Source organism: Pricia antarctica (genome assembly GCF_900101815.1).
Classification (GTDB): domain Bacteria; phylum Bacteroidota; class Bacteroidia; order Flavobacteriales; family Flavobacteriaceae; genus Pricia; species Pricia antarctica.
This window is the reverse complement of the sequence record NZ_FNAO01000002.1, coordinates 207,375-223,796: the sequence shown is the minus strand read 5'-3', so window position 1 is coordinate 223,796 and position 16,422 is coordinate 207,375. Positions and strand designations below refer to the sequence as shown.

The following is a 16,422-nucleotide window of genomic DNA, read 5'->3' as shown; positions in this document are numbered from 1 at the left end:
TGAGCAGGTGTACAACCTTGATTATAGCACCGTAATCGGCCGATTTTGATTCCGGAGCCGTTTTGCCATTGTCGCTCATCGTTCGTCAATCCCCTACTCCCGCTAGCCATCGATGGCAGCCTGGGTCTAAAAATAGCCTTATTCCTTTGGTGGGGATTTTAATTGAACCCCTTCAAAAGTCATCTTGACGGGCTTTATGGTACCGTCGTAATTGAATTCCATTTTATCGAGGGCCACAACACGATGATCACGGTCTTCATTGGGAATGGGCCTTCGGTGGTACACGATGATATACTCGTCCGTTCCGGGCCTTTTAATGACGGAATGGTGTCCGGCACCAGTAGCGATATCGTCTGCCTTGGATTCTAAAATGGTGCCGATGCGCTTGAACGTTCCTGTGGCCTTGTCGGCCATGGCGTAGGCCACTTTATAGCTGCCGTCGCCCCAGCTGCCTTCCGACCACATAAAATAATAGATGCCGTTTCTAAGGAACATGAACGGGCCTTCCACGTATTCTTCGGGGGTGATTTCCTTGAATTTCTCACCATTTTCCCAAGGAACGAATCCCGTAAAATCATCGGTCAATACCCCGATATTGCAATGGCCCCAGCCGCCATAGAAAAAATAATAGGTGCCGTCCGTATCCATAAAGACAAACTGATCAATGGGTTGTGCATCGTTGTAAAAATCGGATATCAGAGGTTCGCCTAGATAATCTTTGTAAGGGCCCCCGGGATGATCGGCTACTGCCACGCCGATGCCTCCATAATGGTTGATATCGTTGTCGGGATCGTAGGAATCCCTGCCGGGCCGTTGAATATCGTTGGCGCCAAAAAAGAGATAATATTTATCGTCCTTTTCGATGATGGCGGGAGCCCATAGGGCCTGTCGCAACCACTTGATTTGAGTGGTATCCAATATGCTTTCGTGCTTTTCCCAGTTGACCAGGTCTTTGGAGGAAAAAGCATCGAAATGCAACTGCTTGTCGTAGTCGTCAGAAAAGGTGGGAAATATCCAATAGGTATCATCGAAAACAACCCCTTCCGGATCGGCGTACCAGCCATCGAATATGGGGTTGTTCCCCTTTTGTTTTTGCGCAATCACCTTACCGCTTATAGCTATAAAGGCAAGACACAGGATGATTTTTTGTTTCATACCGTATATTGGGTTAAAGCTCGATACGTTTGCCCGCTTCCGCGGATTTCTTGGCGGCCTCCAGAATCTCTACAACGATCAGGTTGTTGGATAACGATGACAAGTCGTTTTCGGGATTTACTTTTCCGGCAAATACCGCTTCTAGATACGCAATATGGTCTTGGTAGTACTCCTCGTTCAAGCTAATGCTTTCCGATTCTACGGGATTCGTGTTCTTGACCAGCGTCTTTCCGTTCGGGGCGTGATAGGAACTTTCGGACCCATAGACCTGAAGGCTTTTGATGCTGTACGACCAGTCCCACGAGGCTTCGATGATTCCGATGGCATCGTCATATTCCACCATAATGGTGGCATCGTCATCGACTTTCGGGTAAACGTCCGGTTTTAGGTGTTTTGTGACCGCAGTGACCGCAATGGGCCGTTTGCCGTTCTGCAGCCAGGTCATCAAGTTGGCACCGTAGCAGCCGAAATCCATGACCGCACCGCCGCCATTTTTTACCGGGTCGGTGAGCCATGCGAGGAATTCCTTGCTGCAACCAATTTCCTTGGGGCCCTCATGGCCATCTTTGGCGATCATCTTCGTTATTTTTCCGAAATCGGATTCCCCGACCAAGGTTTTCAGTTTTTGGTTGCTGGCGTACCAAGTGGTCTCGAAGTTCGTCAAAAGATGGGTGTCGTTGTCCCTGGAGAGTTTTGCCATCTTTTGGGCATCGGCTACGGTCGTGGCCAAGGGCTTTTCGACCATCAAGGGTATCTTCATGGGCAGGCATATTTCGGCGACGTCCACATGTTCGTTAATGGGGTTGTAGGCCATAACCACTTGGGGAGTCACTTGGTTCAACATGGTCTTCGTGTCCGGGAAAAAGAGGTTGTCGGGCACTTGGTAGTCCTTTTTATAGCGGGCAATCAGATCGGGATCGTTTTCAGCTATGCCCAACAACTGTATCCGGTCGTTCCGGAAGGCGTTCATGATTCCGTGGGCGTGATCGTGGTTGAGACCGACCACAGCAACTTTCAGTTTTTCTTGAGCCTGATTTTGTTGAAAGCCCAATACTAGAATGATAATAAGGTAGGTCAATTTTGTTTTCATGTTCATCGGAATTTAAGTCCTATTATTTCTGAAGCTCATTGATAATCGCTTGGTTCACTTTTTTAACCTTGGCAAAATCCATCTTATCTACTTTCCGGTCATACGTCATAAAGCCGTTCACCTCGCCCTCGACATCGGTGGTCTGGGTATAGATCGCGCCGGAGAAACCGGACTTGACCATTTTTTTCAATTCCTCGGCGTATTTTACGTATTGATCGGTGGTTTCCTTGGAGTTTTTGAACTTGACGTAGCCCCAGTTCTCGTCGGGGCGCCATAGGTGATCTTCCAAGGCCAGGCCAATTCCGCCATATTCCCCCAGAACGTTGGCGCGTTGTGCATCGTAGAGGTACATTTTGGGTCCGGGATAGTTGTGCAGATCCAAGATATCTCCGGTACGGTAAAAGTTGCCGCCGCTGGCGGAATTGATCAATCGGCTGGGATCGTAGGCATCGGTCCATTCCGTAATTTCTTCGGTCTTGAACTGGCCCCAGGCCTCGTTGAAGGGTACCCAGGTTACAATGCTTGGATAGGAGAACAAATAATCCATGATGTCCTTCCATTCTTTTCTATAAATCGCTTCCGATCGGGCGCTTCTTTTAAGTTCGGACCCCTCAAAATAATTGTGGTTCTGCCATTGCGGACCATGGCCCATATCGCCGCTGGGCATATCTTGCCAGACCAAGATGCCCAATCGGTCGCAATGGGTGTACCAGCGGGCCGGTTCCACCTTTACGTGCTTACGGATCAGATTAAAGCCGAGTTCCTTGGTCTTTTGGATATCGTATTTCAGAGCCTCGTCGGTGGGGGCTGTGTAGAGTCCGTCGGGCCACCAGCCTTGGTCCAACGGACCGAACTGAAAGTAGTCTTTGTTATTGAGCTGCATCCGCACGATACCGTGGTCGTCCTTTTTCATGGAAATTTTCCGCATCCCAAAATAGCTTTTTACCTCGTCTTGGAGCATCTGTTCGCCGGTCATCGGATTTCTACCCATCAGTTTTACCTGCATATCATAAAGAAATGGCATTTCGGGCGACCAAAGCTTGGCGTTGTCGATGCCCAGCACCAAAGATTCGCCAACGGTGGACTTGGCGGTCGCCAAGGTCGTTCCGTTATCGGAAACCGTAACCTCGACAATATCGCCATAAGTACCGCCTACGATTTCCGTTTCGATCATTACGGTACCGTTATCGATATCGGGTACGGCCTTTAGGCTTGCGATACTTTTCTGGGCTACCGGCTCTAACCATACGGTCTGCCAGATGCCCGTTACAGGGGTATACCAGATGCCTTCGGGTTTCTTGACCTGTTTACCTCTGGGCTGGGGGCCTTCATCGGTGGGGTCCCATACTTTTACGATCAATTGTTGCCCCCCTTCGCTCAGAAACGGGGTAATATTAAAGGTAAAAGGGGTATAGCCGCCCTCGTGTGAACCTACCTTTATCCCATTGATCCATAGTTCCGTTTGCCAATCTACCGCACCAAAATGTATAAGGATGTTCTTTTTGCCCCAATCGGCGGGCACCTCGAAATCGGTACTATACCAAAGTTCATTCTCCGAACCGACCTCCTTCATCACGCCCGACAAGCTTGATTCCACTGCGAATGGCACCAAAATTTTACCGTCGAAGGTTGAGGGAAGGGACTTTCCAAGGGGCTGTATGGCATAGTCCCACAATCCGTTCAGGTTTTTCCAGTCCGCCCGCTCCATGATAGGGCGGGGATATTCCGGCAATACGCTTTCAGGGTCCATTTTTTCGGCCCATTCGGTCTTTATTTTTTTTCCGGCGGGCTTCCATTGGGCAATAATCGGTAGGGAAACTAAAAGCAAAATCAGGGTAAGCAAAAACTTTTTCATGTTCATTTTGAGGGTTTTAATCGGTTCGATAGATTTTTCCATCATTCATTACGGAAAGGGTCTTGAAATTCATTTCAGGAGCACTTTATCCTTTGTAAACTCAATATTAGTGCACAAACCCATTAAAATAAAAAAATATCTTTATTTAGAAGGAATGATTTGTTCTTTTTTGGGAAGTTTTACCCGATTCGCCCAACCACCTAAAACCAATGAAAAATTTAATTACCGGTTCCTCTTTCCTTTTATTCTGCACCTGTTCCCTGTTAGATCAGGATTCTTATTTTGACCAATATAATGAAGAGGATGGATCTTAATGCGGCAACTTATCTTTCAACAACCCATACGCAAAAGTTCCTAACAGCGCACCCCCTATGACCACCAGAATCGAATAATATCCTGCACCGATCAGCACGTACATGGGTCCGGGACACGCCCCTGCCAGCGCCCAGCCCAATCCGAAGATAATACCGCCGATCAAGTAGCGGGAAATGCCCTTTTCCTTTGGATTCAACCGCATTTCTTGATTTCCGAAAGCTTTTAAATTCTTCCGTTTGATGACCTGAATACCAAGTATCCCCAACACCAAGGCCGAGCCGATAATACCATACATATGAAAAGCACCGAACTGGAACATTTCGTAAATCCGAAACCAGGAGGCCGCTTCGGATTTGTACATGACAATCCCAAAGAAAACGCCTACCATTAAATAACTTATATACTTCATTTTTCTATCCAAATAATAAAGGGTACAACAAATGGACCATGACCAGCCCGCCAATAAAGAATCCGATTACGGCGATCAGCGATGGCAACTGCAGATTACTCAGGCCCGAAATCGCATGGCCGGAAGTACAACCACCGGCATAGCGTGCCCCAAAACCTACCAGAAATCCGCCGAGGATTAAAACGGCAAGAACGAAAGGGTCGCCCAATTGTTCGGCGGCAAAGAGTTCAGGGGGCAAATAGGCTTCCCCCGCACTATCGATGCCATAATCTTCAGAAAGCTGCCGGGCTACCTGGGGATTGATTTCGACCGTGTTGTTGGACATATATTGGGATGCCAAAAATCCTCCCATAACGGCACCCACCACGACAATTAAGTTCCAACGGTCCTTTTTCCAGTCGAACCTAAAATATGCTGCTACCTTTCCAGCACCACCTATGGCACACATCGTTTCCAGGTTCGATGACATACCGAACTTTTTCCCTAAAAACAACAAAATGAACATGGTCAGGGCGATTAACGGGCCGGCCACATACCAAGGCCAAGGTGCATACATCCAATCCATATATTTATTTTTTGCGAATATCGTTATTTTAACTCTTATGGGGCGGCAACAAAGACGACACTGCTATTTTTATTTTATTTCCCTTCTAAATACGTACCCTGGCCAAAAGTAAAAATTTCGGAAGGTGTTCTAGCCGTCTTCAAAATGCGCTCCATATCCGCTACAACCTCCGGATGTTCCGAAGCAATATTGTTTTCTTCGCCTTGGTCTTTCTCCAGGTCATACAGTTCCAAAGGACCGTCGGGGTTTTTGAAAACGTTGTATCTGACCGCTTTCCATTTCCCTTTTCGTACCGCCTGTCGACCTCCTTTTTCATGGAATTCCCAATACAAATACTCGTGTTGCTTTTGATCGGCGTTCTTCCCTAAAAGCGTGGGCAAAAGCGATACGCCATCGATATCACTCGGGGGTTCGACACCGACAATTTCGGAAAATGTCGGAAAAATATCCCAAAAAGCCGAAACGTAATCGGATTTCGAGCCCGGCGCTATTTTTCCCGGCCAACTAGCGATCATAGGCACTCGAATACCCCCATCGTACAAGTCTCTTTTTGTACCTTTTAAGGGTCCGTTACTATCAAAATATTCCGGATCCGCGCCGCCCTCGGTATGGGGGCCATTATCGGAGGTAAATATGATTATCGTTTGGTCGGCAAGGCCCAAGCCTTCCACTTTAGCCATAATATCGCCCACCTGATCGTCCAACACATTGATCATGGCGGCAAAGGCGGCGTGGGTTTCCTTTTGCGACCGATAGGGACCCACATTGAATTCAGCACCGTCGTCAATGCCTTGGTAGGCCTTTTCAGGCGGATATTTGCCGCGATGCATTTCCATATACGCATTTGGCGCGGCCAACTCCGCATGCGGGATTATGGAAGGCACGAACAAGAAAAACGGTTTGTCTTTATTGGTCTCGATAAACTTCAAGGTTTCCTTGTGGATGAGCTCAGGGGCATAGGCACTATCCTTTTTGTTTGCATTTCCCATGAGTACGATAGAATCTTTGTTCGACCATAAATGGTACGGATAGTAGTTATGGCCCAGACGTTGGCAATTATATCCATAGAAAACATCGAATCCCTGATTGGTGGGGTCGCCTACCGAACCCGGAAATCCCAATCCCCATTTACCAAACGCCCCGGTAACATACCCGGCTTTTTTTAGGACTTCCGCCAAGGTATAGGTACTGTCGGGGATGGGGTACTGCCCTTCAGGCCTGATCTCTTTGTTGCCCCTTACCACCGTATGCCCCGTATGCATGCCGGTCATCAAGGCCGATCTTGAAGGGGCACAGACCGTACTGCCCGAATAATGCTGTGTGAACAACATACCTTGCTCGGCCAGCCTATCGATATTGGGAGTCTTGAACTTTTTCTGTCCATAAACGCTTAGGTCCCCATACCCCAGATCATCGGCTAAAATATAAATGATGTTGGGCTTCATGATGCTATCGGCAGTTTCATTGGCAACAGCATCGTTATGCTCATTTTTTTTGGAGTCGTTACACGACACCATAAGAACAGTCGCTAATGCAAGTAGGTGCTTAAAATAAAATTTCATTTTTAACTATGGATTTTGATGATTAGTAAAGGTTTGCCGCTGTATTGTTTTCTAGGGACGGGATTAATTTTAAAAATACTATTCTTTTTAAACAACTAATCGGCTTGACCAAATAAAAAATCATATTACGTTGAAACTTACACTCGCATAAAACCCTAACTTTACAGAAACAGCACCCTATGCAGACCATTTTAGGCGCCGGCGGTGCCATTGGCATCGAACTGGCGAAAGCGCTCAAACAATACACGACGGGCATAAGACTGGTAAGCCGGAATCCCAAAAAAGTAAACAAGACCGATACCTTGTTATCGGCAGACCTGTTGCAGGCCGATGACGTAAAAAAAGCGGTTCAGGGTTCCTCCGTGGTCTATGTTACCGTGGGGTTTCCGTATAATCTAAAAGTCTGGCAGAGCAGTTGGCCGAAGTTTATGGAAACGGTCATCGCTGCCTGTAAGGAAGAGAATTGCAAGCTGGTATTTTTTGATAACATCTATATGTACGATAGAGCGTATTTGGATGGGATGGACGAAGAAACCCCGATAAACCCCCCAAGTGAAAAGGGGAAGGTACGGGCGCTTATCGCAACTATGCTCTTGGACGAAGTAAAGGCGGGAAACATCACAGCCTTGATCGCCCGTTCCGCAGATTTTTACGGGCCGAACATTGCCAACACCAGTATGCTCAACGAAACGGTGATAAAGAATCTCGCCAAGGGTAAAAAGGCCAATTGGATGGGGGCCGCGGACCGCAAACATTCCTTTACCTATACGCCCGATGCCGGTAAGGCGACCGCTCTTCTGGGAAACACTTCAGATGCCTATAACCAAGTTTGGCATTTGCCCACGGCTTCCGACCCCTATACGGGCAAGGAATGGGTCGAACATATCGCCAAGGCGTTTGGAGCGAAACCCAAAATGAAGGTTGTCCCAAAATGGATGATTCCGCTGATCGGGCTGTTCGTACCCGTCATGAAAGAAATGCCCGAAATGCTCTACCAATATGATAGGGACTATGTGTTTGACAGCAGCAAATTTGAAAAGCGGTTCGGTATGGCACCGACCCCATACGATGAGGGTATCAAAGAAATGATTGCTGCCGATTATCCGTGAACCACGTTAAATTTTGAAGAAAATCCCGCAGCGAATAGCCTTCGTACTGATGAGGGGCAAGCCTGCTACACGGATAGTTACCTAAACGGATTGTTTTTTCAATAATTTCAATGCGGGTTAATGATTTTAACGCAAGGCCTTTCTGAGTTTACCCAGTAATTCAGGTACTTGGGTGTAGGCATCGAATTCCTCTTCCTTACCTAGTATCGGTAAGGCTTCGATAGGTAAATAGCCCCTATAATGCGATGCCCTAATAATAGCTACCAGCTTCTGCAAATCGATGGGCCCTCCCCTACGGTCACTCAGCAATGATTTAACTTGCCAATTCACGGCCTTAGGGATGACGCGTGCGATATCCGAATAGGGGTCATCCGTCAAAAAATAACCGGTATCAACAATGGCACCCAACCAATCCGATGATACCATATCAAGAACCTTCAAAACCTCATCGGCACTTTTGAGCATTCCGCCATGGTTTTGCACGCCAATCAATACCCCGAACTTCTCGCCATGGGCCGCACATTCACCAAGGGCATCGGCCATCCATACGGCAGTGTCGTCCCAACTATAGCCTTCGGGCCGTTGGCCTGCAAAAACCCGTAAGACGGGCGCGCCCATTTCGGCCGCAGCCTCAATCCATCGTTTCGCCAGTTCAATGTCTGCATGGCGCTCTTCTTTATTCGAATTTGCAAAATCATTTCGAATTCCAGTGCCACTGATATCAAGGCCCAACTGGAAAGCCCTACGTTTGAAATCGTTCACGAACTTGGTTTTCGGCACTTCCGGATATCCCGGAAAAAAATATCCGGTGGGATCAACGGCATCGAAATCGAGTTTGGCGCACTCCTCCAAGAGGTCGAAAAGACTCATACCGCCCGATTCCCCGTTTATATGTTTATAAAGGGGAACATTGTACGACCAAGCGTTCAGACTCAGTTTTATTTTTGAGGTTGCATTGGGTGCAACCTCGTTGGTGCTATCAGGAATAATCGGCCATGAGTTGGTGCCAAAACTAAGGCAAAGTGGGGCCAACGCCGCTTTTTTTAAAAAATTCCGCCGATTTTTAATTTCCATACTTGAGTTTTTATTTAACCAACAGCACATTGAATTAAAATACTCACCTAAAAACGAAGGTTTTTCCACAAATGGAAACAGAAGTCGTTTTGACGTTCTCTTTTACCTACGATATTCACATTCTTCACCCGAATTTCGTCTTTTTTAAGCTGCGTAGCTTAGGCTATTCCGCTGAAAAACAAAATCATTAGAGCAAAAAACCGAATAGCTCGGTTCCAAACAAAATGACCAAATGACTTTATATTGTAATTACCGAATTACAAAGGTTTTAAAAATACCTTTCTGATATTGGAAACCGTATTGGCATATTCTTCCATGCCGCTCATGGCCTTCCAGTCGGGATTGGCACTAAATTTCTTCCAGTTGGCATCATGCTCCTCCATATCCTTAAAGTTGATCATATAGGTTAAACAAGGTCTGTATGGACCAATGATCATTTCCCCAAAAAATACGGGGTGGAGACCTGTTTCCAAAAATATATCGATTTCCCCCTCATTGAACATTTTGATTTTGCGTCGGACCGCATCCTCGCTGTAGCCCTCATAGGTTCTTAATTCGAACAGCGAAGCCCCGGCAATTGGGTCCATCATTTTGGGCATGCCGTCGAAAGCCAATAAAAGGGATGAGGTAAACCGGTTGTATAGGGTTTGATCCGGGGTCAGTGCGTTATATTCGGCGGCTGCGGTTTTATAGGCAGCATCATTTTGCAGGTTTTGGGCCTTTAAAAAAGTTGCACCATTCGGATATCCAATAATCACATATAATTGGGTCGGATCTGAATTTCCCATTTCAGTCAAAATCATAAAGTGGTTCGCTCCCAGACTTTTCAGGGAGGGACCGAGCACTTGATTCAAATAATCTTTGAGCAATTGTTGCTTACTACCGAACTTTACCTCATAGGTCCTGATTTCATACAGTTCCTTTTCTCCTTCCATTTCCAAAACGGAAGGGGTGGCCATGGTGGTCATTGGTAGAGCTCCTGCGGCCATAGCGGCATACATAAATTTTCGTCTTTTCATCTTTAACTTATTTTTCGATTCCTTTGCCAGTAGCGGCATAATAAATTCCTCCATATAAATGGTCTAAAAACCATTGGTTTTCGAACACCTTTTCGATATGGCCCAAAGCCGTGTAGAACGACCGTCCCCCATCGAATTCATGATACCAAGAGATAGGGTGCGTGCCGGTTCCTTCACCTACCCGATCAATCGTGAAATTTCCATCTTTATCGGCATCCCTATTTTTCCATGTCACTTTTGGATCATAGGAATTCTCATCTACCAGAACCAGGTTGTTCAGGCCCTCTATTTTATCGGGACCGAATTCATACCATTCATCCGTCCACAAAAGGGTGTCGGGAAAATGCTCCAGCCCGGGAAAATTATGATCGATGATTTTTAGTTTTGCCGTCTGCTGTGCCGGATGGATATGGAACATCCTCCCTACGAGCTTGGTATACCATTCCCAGTCGTATTCCGTGTCGGAAGCGGCATGGATACCCACATATCCCTTTCCCGATCGGATGTAATTTTCGAAGGCAGCTTGTTCGTCATCATCAAAAATATCGGCCGTGGTACTCAGAAAGATTACGGCATCCATCCCCTTGAGGCCTTCTTCCGTGATTTTTATTGCATCTTGTTGCCGCACCACCTCGAAGTTGTGGGTGGCCGCCAGTTCATTTATCGCCACAATACCATTGTCGATAGATTCATGGTGCCAACCTGCCGTCTCGGTTATCAAAAGCACCTTAAACTGTTTTTGCGCTATCAGTAGATTCGAAAATAGGAAGCAAATCGAACCAATGACCATGGTTTTTAAAAATCTATTACTTGTTTTCATGTTGTAAATAGTTATTTGGATTACTTAAAATTCTACTTCTTCGAATTGCGTACAAAAGCAATGGGTTTGCTATCGGGCGAAAGATCCATGAAGGTATGGAATTTACCATCAATCCCAAAAGCGAAAAAAGTATACCAAGAAGATGTCAAGGCGCTTCGCCAAAACGGCTGGTCGTTGATGGGCCTGTATAAAAGCTTTGTAGCCCAAAATAAAAAGGATGAAGCAAAGATCATTAAAGACGAATTTGACAAGGCTTGGAAGGATGCCGATATGGAGATATCCAAATCGGTACTTTAATAGGAATTAATTTCATTCGAAAATAATGGGGATATTGAAATAATTGGCTAAATTGAAACTAAATCGCCACTACAGGCAATTAAATCCCTGTCAAAATGAAAAATACCTCCCTTTTTATCGCCGTTCTTTTTTTTAGCTCCTCCATGGCATCGGCAAACCCTACTTTCAAATCTTTAACCACGGAAAACGAGTTCTTGGGCACTTGGACCCTAGATGTCGAAGGCGGCGGGGTAGGATGGCTGAACGTACATGACAATCAAGGTTTTTTGGATGCCGAACTGTTATGGATCGGCGGTAGCGTATTGCCCGTGTCGGACGTGTATTTAGCGGATGAAAACACCCTAGTGGTCACCCGAACCAACGAAGTAAACATGTTCAAGGACGGGGCGGCCAACGAACGAAAACATATTCGCACCTACACCCTTCGTATCAAAAAATCGGGAGACCGATTACAAGGTACCATGACCGGCCCCTCTTGGGAAGGCCCCGGCGAAACGTCCGATACCTTTACCGGAAAGCGTATGCCACCGATGCCCGAAAAACCTGATATGTCGCAAATAAAATATGGAAAGCCCATAACCCTTTTTAACGGCAAAGATCTTACCGGTTGGAAACTCATCGACCCAGAACACAAAAACGGCTTTAAGGTGGTTGACGGACAATTAACCAACAACCCCGTTCAGCCCGAGCAAGGCGAACACCTCCACTACGGAAACCTGCGTACCGAAAAGGAATTCATGGACTTTAATCTAAAACTGGAGGTGAACGTACCCGAAGGCAGCAACAGCGGCATCTATCTCCGCGGCCTATACGAAATTCAGGTAGTGGATTCCTACGGCAAAGAGTTGGACCCCCACAACATGGGTGCCCTCTACAGCCGGATTACCCCCAGTGTTACCGCCGAAAAACCAGCCGGCGAATGGCAGACGTTGGACATTACGCTGTACGACCGCCACTTGACGGTAGTATTTAACGGCAAAAAAATCATTGACAACCAGCCTATGGCCGGCCCCACCGGTGGGGCGATAAGCTCCGATGTGATGGCCCCCGGACCTATTTATTTGCAGGGCGATCATGGTACTGTGGCCTATCGGAATATTGTGTTGACGCCAGTATTGTAGGATTCCTGTTACCAATAATTAAGAGTCTCATACATTTCGGTTATACTTTTTTATTGGCATTCTAGAATTGCTTACCCTCTTAAGCTCGCTTTAATTGCCTTACGAAAAGTCATAGAATTAACTTTGGTACTTTTTGTTTCATTGCAGTGCCTGATTTTTTATTGTGTTACTCCTTTTTCCTAATGTATTTAGGTGCACTATATCTGAATAACTGTAATCTCAAAAACAATGTTTTCTTATAGCGCACGTATCTTTTTATTTAAACATACACGTATTTTAGTATTTTAGTCGAAAATTAAAGCGATGAATACAAAACTTACATTGACGATAGAACAAAAAATCATTGAAAGGGCGAAGGAATACGCCAAGGACAAAAACCGCAGCCTATCCGATATTATTGAAAATTATTTGAAGATGCTAACGGACAAGAAACCGGAGAAACAGAACAATCTGAGCCCGGCAATAGCATCCTTAAAAGGCTCGATCAAACCGCCCAAAGACTTCGATTATAAAAAAGAACTGCAGGACCGTTTAGAGAAGAAATACCTATAATGGAAAAAGTATTGATTGATATGGACGTCCTGCTGGACTTTTTCTTCGATACGGAACCTTTTGCCGAACATGCGGCACAGGTATTGAACCTCTGCGAAGCAATAAAAATCGAAGGTTTTACGACACCCGTAATTATAGCGAACACCTACTACCTATTGCGAAAGACCGCCAAACATGAAATCGTAATAGATAAATTGAACCAGCTCCTGAACATAATCGATATCGTAAAAATGGACAGGAAAGTGGTAGTGAGAGCCTTGAATTCCAATTTTAAGGACTTTGAAGACGCGCTCCAAAATTTTTCGGCAGTGGAAAACAAGGAAATCGAGATTATTCTGACGAGGAACATAAAGGATTTTAAGAACAGTGAACTGGCAATCCTAACACCCGAAACCTACTTGAAGGGCAAAAAAGACAGTAGCTAATCGAGTAAACGACCCTACCCATAAATTAAAAACATGCGCCTCCAGCACCACCTAATGGAAAACCTAAACCATTGAAGATTATTATTTGAATTGAATAAGTTTACACTGCGACGACGGCCCATCCGTAAGATTCAACAATCCGGTCATCAAAAATGACCCGACATCTTTGTAATTGTCGAATTTTGGGAAACATTTTAGTCAATACCACCAACATGAATTTGCAACTCGATGCCAAAACGAAGAAAAATACCTGGATTTTAGTTGGCTTCGTAGCCTTAAAATTTCTACTGCAATACGTTTTAATAAGCCCAGAATACGACCTGCAACGCGACGAATACCTTCATCTTGACCAAGCCCATCATTTGGCTTGGGGCTATCAATCCGTTCCTCCGGTTACCTCTTGGATTTCAAGTATCATTTCTCTTTTGGGCAATTCCGTTTTTTGGGTAAAATTCTTTCCAGCGTTATTTGGGGCCCTGACCCTTGTAGTGGTTTGGAAAGCCATTGCAGCACTGAACGGCAATCGTTTTGCCTTGATTTTAGGCGCGACTTGTGTTCTGTTTTCAGCACTTTTAAGGTTAAACACCCTTTACCAGCCGAACTCCCTAGATGTTTTGTGTTGGACCACTTTTTACTTTATCCTCATCAAATATTTTAATACCGAAAGATCGAAATGGCTGTATGCAGCTGCCATCGTATTTGCTTTTGGGTTTCTCAATAAATATAATATTGGCTTCTTAATTTTAGGACTATTTCCGGCTCTTTTGTTGAGTCCACAACGAAAGGTATTCCTCAGAAAGGAACTATATCTGGCGCTTTTATTGGCAATTATACTCGTCTTGCCCAATATCCTATGGCAGTACAATAACGGATTCCCGGTTATCCATCATTTAAACGAACTGGCGGAAACGCAATTGGTGAATGTGGACCGTTTGGGTTTTTTAAAATCCCAATTATCTTTCTTTATTGGATCACTTTTTGTATTAATTTCGGGGTTATACGGTCTATTGTTCTACAAGCCTTTTCAGAAATATAGGCTCTTTTTTGGTACGCTGTTTTTTACACTGATTGTGTTTCTATATTTTAGGGCCAAGGACTATTATGCCATTGGGCTTTATCCTATTTACCTCACCTTTGGTTCTGTTTATCTTTCGATCCTCCTAAAGGAAGAAAACAAAAAATATTGGCGTTGGGCAGCTATTGCCGTTCCTATGGTATTCTTTATCCCCATGTATCAATTTACATTTCCTAATAAAAGTCCTGAATATATGGTAGCGCATTCCAGTACGTATAAGAAATTAGGAATGCTGAGATGGGAAGATGGCAAGGACCATTTGATACCCCAAGATTATGCGGATATGTTGGGATGGAAAGAACTTGCGTTAAAAGTGGATGCCCTCTATACCGACCTTCCAAATGCAAACGAAACGCTGGTACTCTGTGATAACTACGGACAAGCAGGCGCCATAAACTATTATACCAAAGTGGGAATTAAAGCGACTTCTTTCAACGCGGATTATGTGGATTGGTTCGATCTTGACCAAAAATATACCAATCTCATACGGATTAAAGACTATTCCGAAAAAGAAGATGAGTTTAAAAAAACCAGCCCCTATTTTGATACGGCCGTTATTGCCGATTCGATTACAAACCCGTATGCGAGGGAATTTAAAACTAGGATATTTGTTTTTACCGGTGCCAAAATTGATGTCAACAAGCGCATAAAAAAGGAAATTGAGGAAGTTAAAACCGACCGAAACAACTAAGTTCGTGTGGTCGGGACGGCCCATAAGAAACTTAAAAATGATAACGACACCTGTTGCTAGATATTTAAACTAACTTTCGTCATGGGTCAACGTAATATATGTATAGCATATTTTATAATTGCCATCCTAGGCTTGCATCCTCTTTTGGGCTTTGGCCAGCAAGTTAAAAATGTACCTGAAGTATTTGAAGCCCTGAGCTCCGAACCGGAAGTTATGTTCATAAGCAATGAAATACATGTGCCCAGTGAAGGGGGCCATTTGCAGGGTATGCAGGTAATTGAGAAAAACGGGACTGAAAAACTTCTTATTTCGGGGAGTTCGCTCGCACAAGCCTACGTTTTGCAGGTGGACCTGGCAACGCGAAAAACGGATACCCTAATTTCCCTAATGAAGGAACCGTATAGGCATGCGGGAGGCATTCAAGTCAGTGAACCCTATTTCGTAGTAGGCATTGAAGATAATTTTACCAAGACCGCTTCAAAAGTTTGCTTGTATAATTACCGTAATGGCAACCTGGATACCGCTCAGCCAAATTTTACTATGGACAGGAAAGGTGAAGCTAAGCGGCAAACCGCTGGATCAACAGGCTTATTAGCCACTGACACGGGTTATTTGATGGTAGTCAGCAATTGGGATAGTCGGAACTGGGAATTCTACCGCATTGATCCCGAACAAAATGAACAGAAAATGCTAGCGAGTTTTGCTGCTCCCGATGACTGGGCAAGCTATCAATCGATCAATCTTATTAGAGATGAGAAGGCCATTTATGCCATTGGATTTTACAACGAAGAAAGTGTCGGTCATGCAGATTTGATTCTTGTGAGTGGTCTGGAAAACTTTGAACCCATAATGGAGAAAGTCCGCACCAAAACTTTTAACTGTACCAATGAAGTTGATTTTGGTGCTGCAGCAGGACTGCAAGTGGACAAGGAAGGGCATCTACATATTTGGGGAACACAAAGCGATCCGCTGATACGAATTGCCGTAAACAAGTTTTCTCAACGCTGAAATCAGTGAATACGCAGTCCCGACCCCATTTACCTGCAGTGGATTAAGGCAATGTTACGTATAGGGATTTTGTTTTGACGTCGGTGTTGTAAAGATCAGTTCTAACAGATTGAATAGTCGCAATCGCTTAGGTTGTGCTTAATTATCTATTTAATTCTTATAATGCCTTTCTTTGTCATTTATTTCCTAAATATCTTACCGAAAGTCGTAGGAATAGCTTTGATATTTATGGTTATCTTGCAGTGCCTCATTTCTTAGTGTCTTGCCCTTTTTATGTTAT

General features: G+C 45.0%; 16 protein-coding genes. 7 read left to right on the top strand and 9 right to left on the bottom strand.

Annotation, left to right across the window (positions count from 1 at the left end; translation table 11 throughout):
• Window positions 1–138: 138 nt before the first annotated feature.
• The 6 genes from BLT07_RS03815 to BLT07_RS03785 all read right to left on the bottom strand — a co-directional run bounded on the left by BLT07_RS03815 (window position 139) and on the right by BLT07_RS03785 (window position 6,951).
• Window positions 139–1,155 carry a glycoside hydrolase family 43 protein gene (locus tag BLT07_RS03815; RefSeq protein WP_091865966.1) on the bottom strand — a complete coding sequence of 339 codons (1,017 nt, stop codon included), beginning with the start codon at window positions 1,153–1,155 and terminating at the stop codon, window positions 139–141.
• A 13-nt stretch (window positions 1,156–1,168) separates the two neighbouring features.
• On the bottom strand, window positions 1,169–2,245 hold the full coding sequence (locus tag BLT07_RS03810; RefSeq protein ID WP_217633285.1) for a Gfo/Idh/MocA family protein: 1,077 nt from the start codon (window positions 2,243–2,245) through the stop codon (window positions 1,169–1,171).
• A gap of 22 nt (window positions 2,246–2,267) precedes the next feature.
• Window positions 2,268–4,106, bottom strand: a complete 1,839-nt coding sequence (locus tag BLT07_RS03805; RefSeq protein WP_245726439.1) for a glycoside hydrolase family 2 protein — start codon at window positions 4,104–4,106, stop codon at window positions 2,268–2,270.
• Window positions 4,107–4,410: 304 nt separating this feature from the next.
• Window positions 4,411–4,824, bottom strand: a complete 414-nt coding sequence (locus tag BLT07_RS03795) for a DUF6691 family protein (RefSeq protein WP_091865958.1) — start codon at window positions 4,822–4,824, stop codon at window positions 4,411–4,413.
• 4 nt (window positions 4,825–4,828) lie between these two features.
• Complete coding sequence (locus BLT07_RS03790) at window positions 4,829–5,389, bottom strand: YeeE/YedE family protein (protein WP_091865956.1); 561 nt, start codon at window positions 5,387–5,389, stop codon at window positions 4,829–4,831.
• A gap of 74 nt (window positions 5,390–5,463) precedes the next feature.
• On the bottom strand, window positions 5,464–6,951 hold the full coding sequence (locus tag BLT07_RS03785; protein WP_091865954.1) for an arylsulfatase: 1,488 nt from the start codon (window positions 6,949–6,951) through the stop codon (window positions 5,464–5,466).
• Between the two features lie 179 nt (window positions 6,952–7,130).
• Here BLT07_RS03785 and BLT07_RS03780 point away from each other — a divergent pair, with 179 nt between their 5' ends.
• Entirely contained in the window at window positions 7,131–8,060 is a 930-nt protein-coding gene (locus BLT07_RS03780; protein WP_091865952.1) for an NAD-dependent epimerase/dehydratase family protein, read from the top strand.
• Between the two features lie 126 nt (window positions 8,061–8,186).
• On the opposite strand, the gene BLT07_RS03775 is transcribed toward BLT07_RS03780, so the two are convergent.
• From BLT07_RS03775 to BLT07_RS03765, 3 genes are all read right to left on the bottom strand, one after another.
• Window positions 8,187–9,134 (bottom strand): sugar phosphate isomerase/epimerase family protein, encoded by a 948-nt coding sequence (locus BLT07_RS03775; protein ID WP_175455244.1) that lies wholly within the window; start codon window positions 9,132–9,134, stop codon window positions 8,187–8,189.
• A 257-nt stretch (window positions 9,135–9,391) separates the two neighbouring features.
• Window positions 9,392–10,153 (bottom strand): NIPSNAP family protein, encoded by a 762-nt coding sequence (locus tag BLT07_RS03770; RefSeq protein WP_091866474.1) that lies wholly within the window; start codon window positions 10,151–10,153, stop codon window positions 9,392–9,394.
• Window positions 10,154–10,160: 7 nt separating this feature from the next.
• The gene (locus BLT07_RS03765) at window positions 10,161–10,973 is read right to left on the bottom strand and encodes a ThuA domain-containing protein (RefSeq protein ID WP_091865948.1); all 813 of its coding nucleotides are present in this window, start codon (window positions 10,971–10,973) and stop codon (window positions 10,161–10,163) included.
• A gap of 45 nt (window positions 10,974–11,018) precedes the next feature.
• Between BLT07_RS03765 and BLT07_RS03760 the strand changes: the two genes are divergently transcribed.
• From BLT07_RS03760 to BLT07_RS03735, 6 genes are all read left to right on the top strand, one after another.
• Window positions 11,019–11,270: a hypothetical protein gene (locus BLT07_RS03760; protein WP_139205098.1), complete on the top strand. Its 252-nt coding sequence runs from the start codon at window positions 11,019–11,021 to the stop codon at window positions 11,268–11,270.
• 95 nt (window positions 11,271–11,365) lie between these two features.
• Window positions 11,366–12,391: a 3-keto-disaccharide hydrolase gene (locus BLT07_RS03755; RefSeq protein ID WP_091865944.1), complete on the top strand. Its 1,026-nt coding sequence runs from the start codon at window positions 11,366–11,368 to the stop codon at window positions 12,389–12,391.
• Between the two features lie 303 nt (window positions 12,392–12,694).
• Entirely contained in the window at window positions 12,695–12,943 is a 249-nt protein-coding gene (locus BLT07_RS03750) for a DUF6364 family protein (RefSeq protein ID WP_091865942.1), read from the top strand.
• Window positions 12,943–13,368, top strand: coding sequence for a type II toxin-antitoxin system VapC family toxin (locus BLT07_RS03745; RefSeq protein ID WP_091865940.1), 426 nt, complete (start codon window positions 12,943–12,945; stop codon window positions 13,366–13,368). Before BLT07_RS03750 ends, BLT07_RS03745 begins: the two co-directional genes overlap by 1 nt.
• A 212-nt stretch (window positions 13,369–13,580) precedes the next feature.
• Window positions 13,581–15,134: a glycosyltransferase family 39 protein gene (locus tag BLT07_RS03740; RefSeq protein WP_091866472.1), complete on the top strand. Its 1,554-nt coding sequence runs from the start codon at window positions 13,581–13,583 to the stop codon at window positions 15,132–15,134.
• A gap of 132 nt (window positions 15,135–15,266) precedes the next feature.
• Complete coding sequence (locus BLT07_RS03735) at window positions 15,267–16,142, top strand: hypothetical protein (RefSeq protein ID WP_139205097.1); 876 nt, start codon at window positions 15,267–15,269, stop codon at window positions 16,140–16,142.
• Window positions 16,143–16,422 lie beyond the last annotated feature (280 nt).

Bases quoted from the DNA above. Each gene is read 5' to 3' on its own strand.
- BLT07_RS03815 (WP_091865966.1), bottom strand. From the start codon at position 1,155: ATGAAACAAAAAATCATCCTGTGTCTTGCCTTTATAGCTATAAGCGGT.
- BLT07_RS03785 (WP_091865954.1), bottom strand. From the start codon at position 6,951: ATGAAATTTTATTTTAAGCACCTACTTGCATTAGCGACTGTTCTTATG.
- BLT07_RS03755 (WP_091865944.1), top strand. From the start codon at position 11,366: ATGAAAAATACCTCCCTTTTTATCGCCGTTCTTTTTTTTAGCTCCTCC.
- BLT07_RS03770 (WP_091866474.1), bottom strand. From the start codon at position 10,153: ATGAAAAGACGAAAATTTATGTATGCCGCTATGGCCGCAGGAGCTCTA.
- BLT07_RS03795 (WP_091865958.1), bottom strand. From the start codon at position 4,824: ATGAAGTATATAAGTTATTTAATGGTAGGCGTTTTCTTTGGGATTGTC.
- BLT07_RS03745 (WP_091865940.1), top strand. From the start codon at position 12,943: ATGGAAAAAGTATTGATTGATATGGACGTCCTGCTGGACTTTTTCTTC.
- BLT07_RS03765 (WP_091865948.1), bottom strand. From the start codon at position 10,973: ATGAAAACAAGTAATAGATTTTTAAAAACCATGGTCATTGGTTCGATT.
- BLT07_RS03810 (WP_217633285.1), bottom strand. From the start codon at position 2,245: ATGAAAACAAAATTGACCTACCTTATTATCATTCTAGTATTGGGCTTT.
- BLT07_RS03740 (WP_091866472.1), top strand. From the start codon at position 13,581: ATGAATTTGCAACTCGATGCCAAAACGAAGAAAAATACCTGGATTTTA.
- BLT07_RS03790 (WP_091865956.1), bottom strand. From the start codon at position 5,389: ATGGATTGGATGTATGCACCTTGGCCTTGGTATGTGGCCGGCCCGTTA.
- BLT07_RS03750 (WP_091865942.1), top strand. From the start codon at position 12,695: ATGAATACAAAACTTACATTGACGATAGAACAAAAAATCATTGAAAGG.
- BLT07_RS03805 (WP_245726439.1), bottom strand. From the start codon at position 4,106: ATGAACATGAAAAAGTTTTTGCTTACCCTGATTTTGCTTTTAGTTTCC.
- BLT07_RS03775 (WP_175455244.1), bottom strand. From the start codon at position 9,134: ATGGAAATTAAAAATCGGCGGAATTTTTTAAAAAAAGCGGCGTTGGCC.
- BLT07_RS03780 (WP_091865952.1), top strand. From the start codon at position 7,131: ATGCAGACCATTTTAGGCGCCGGCGGTGCCATTGGCATCGAACTGGCG.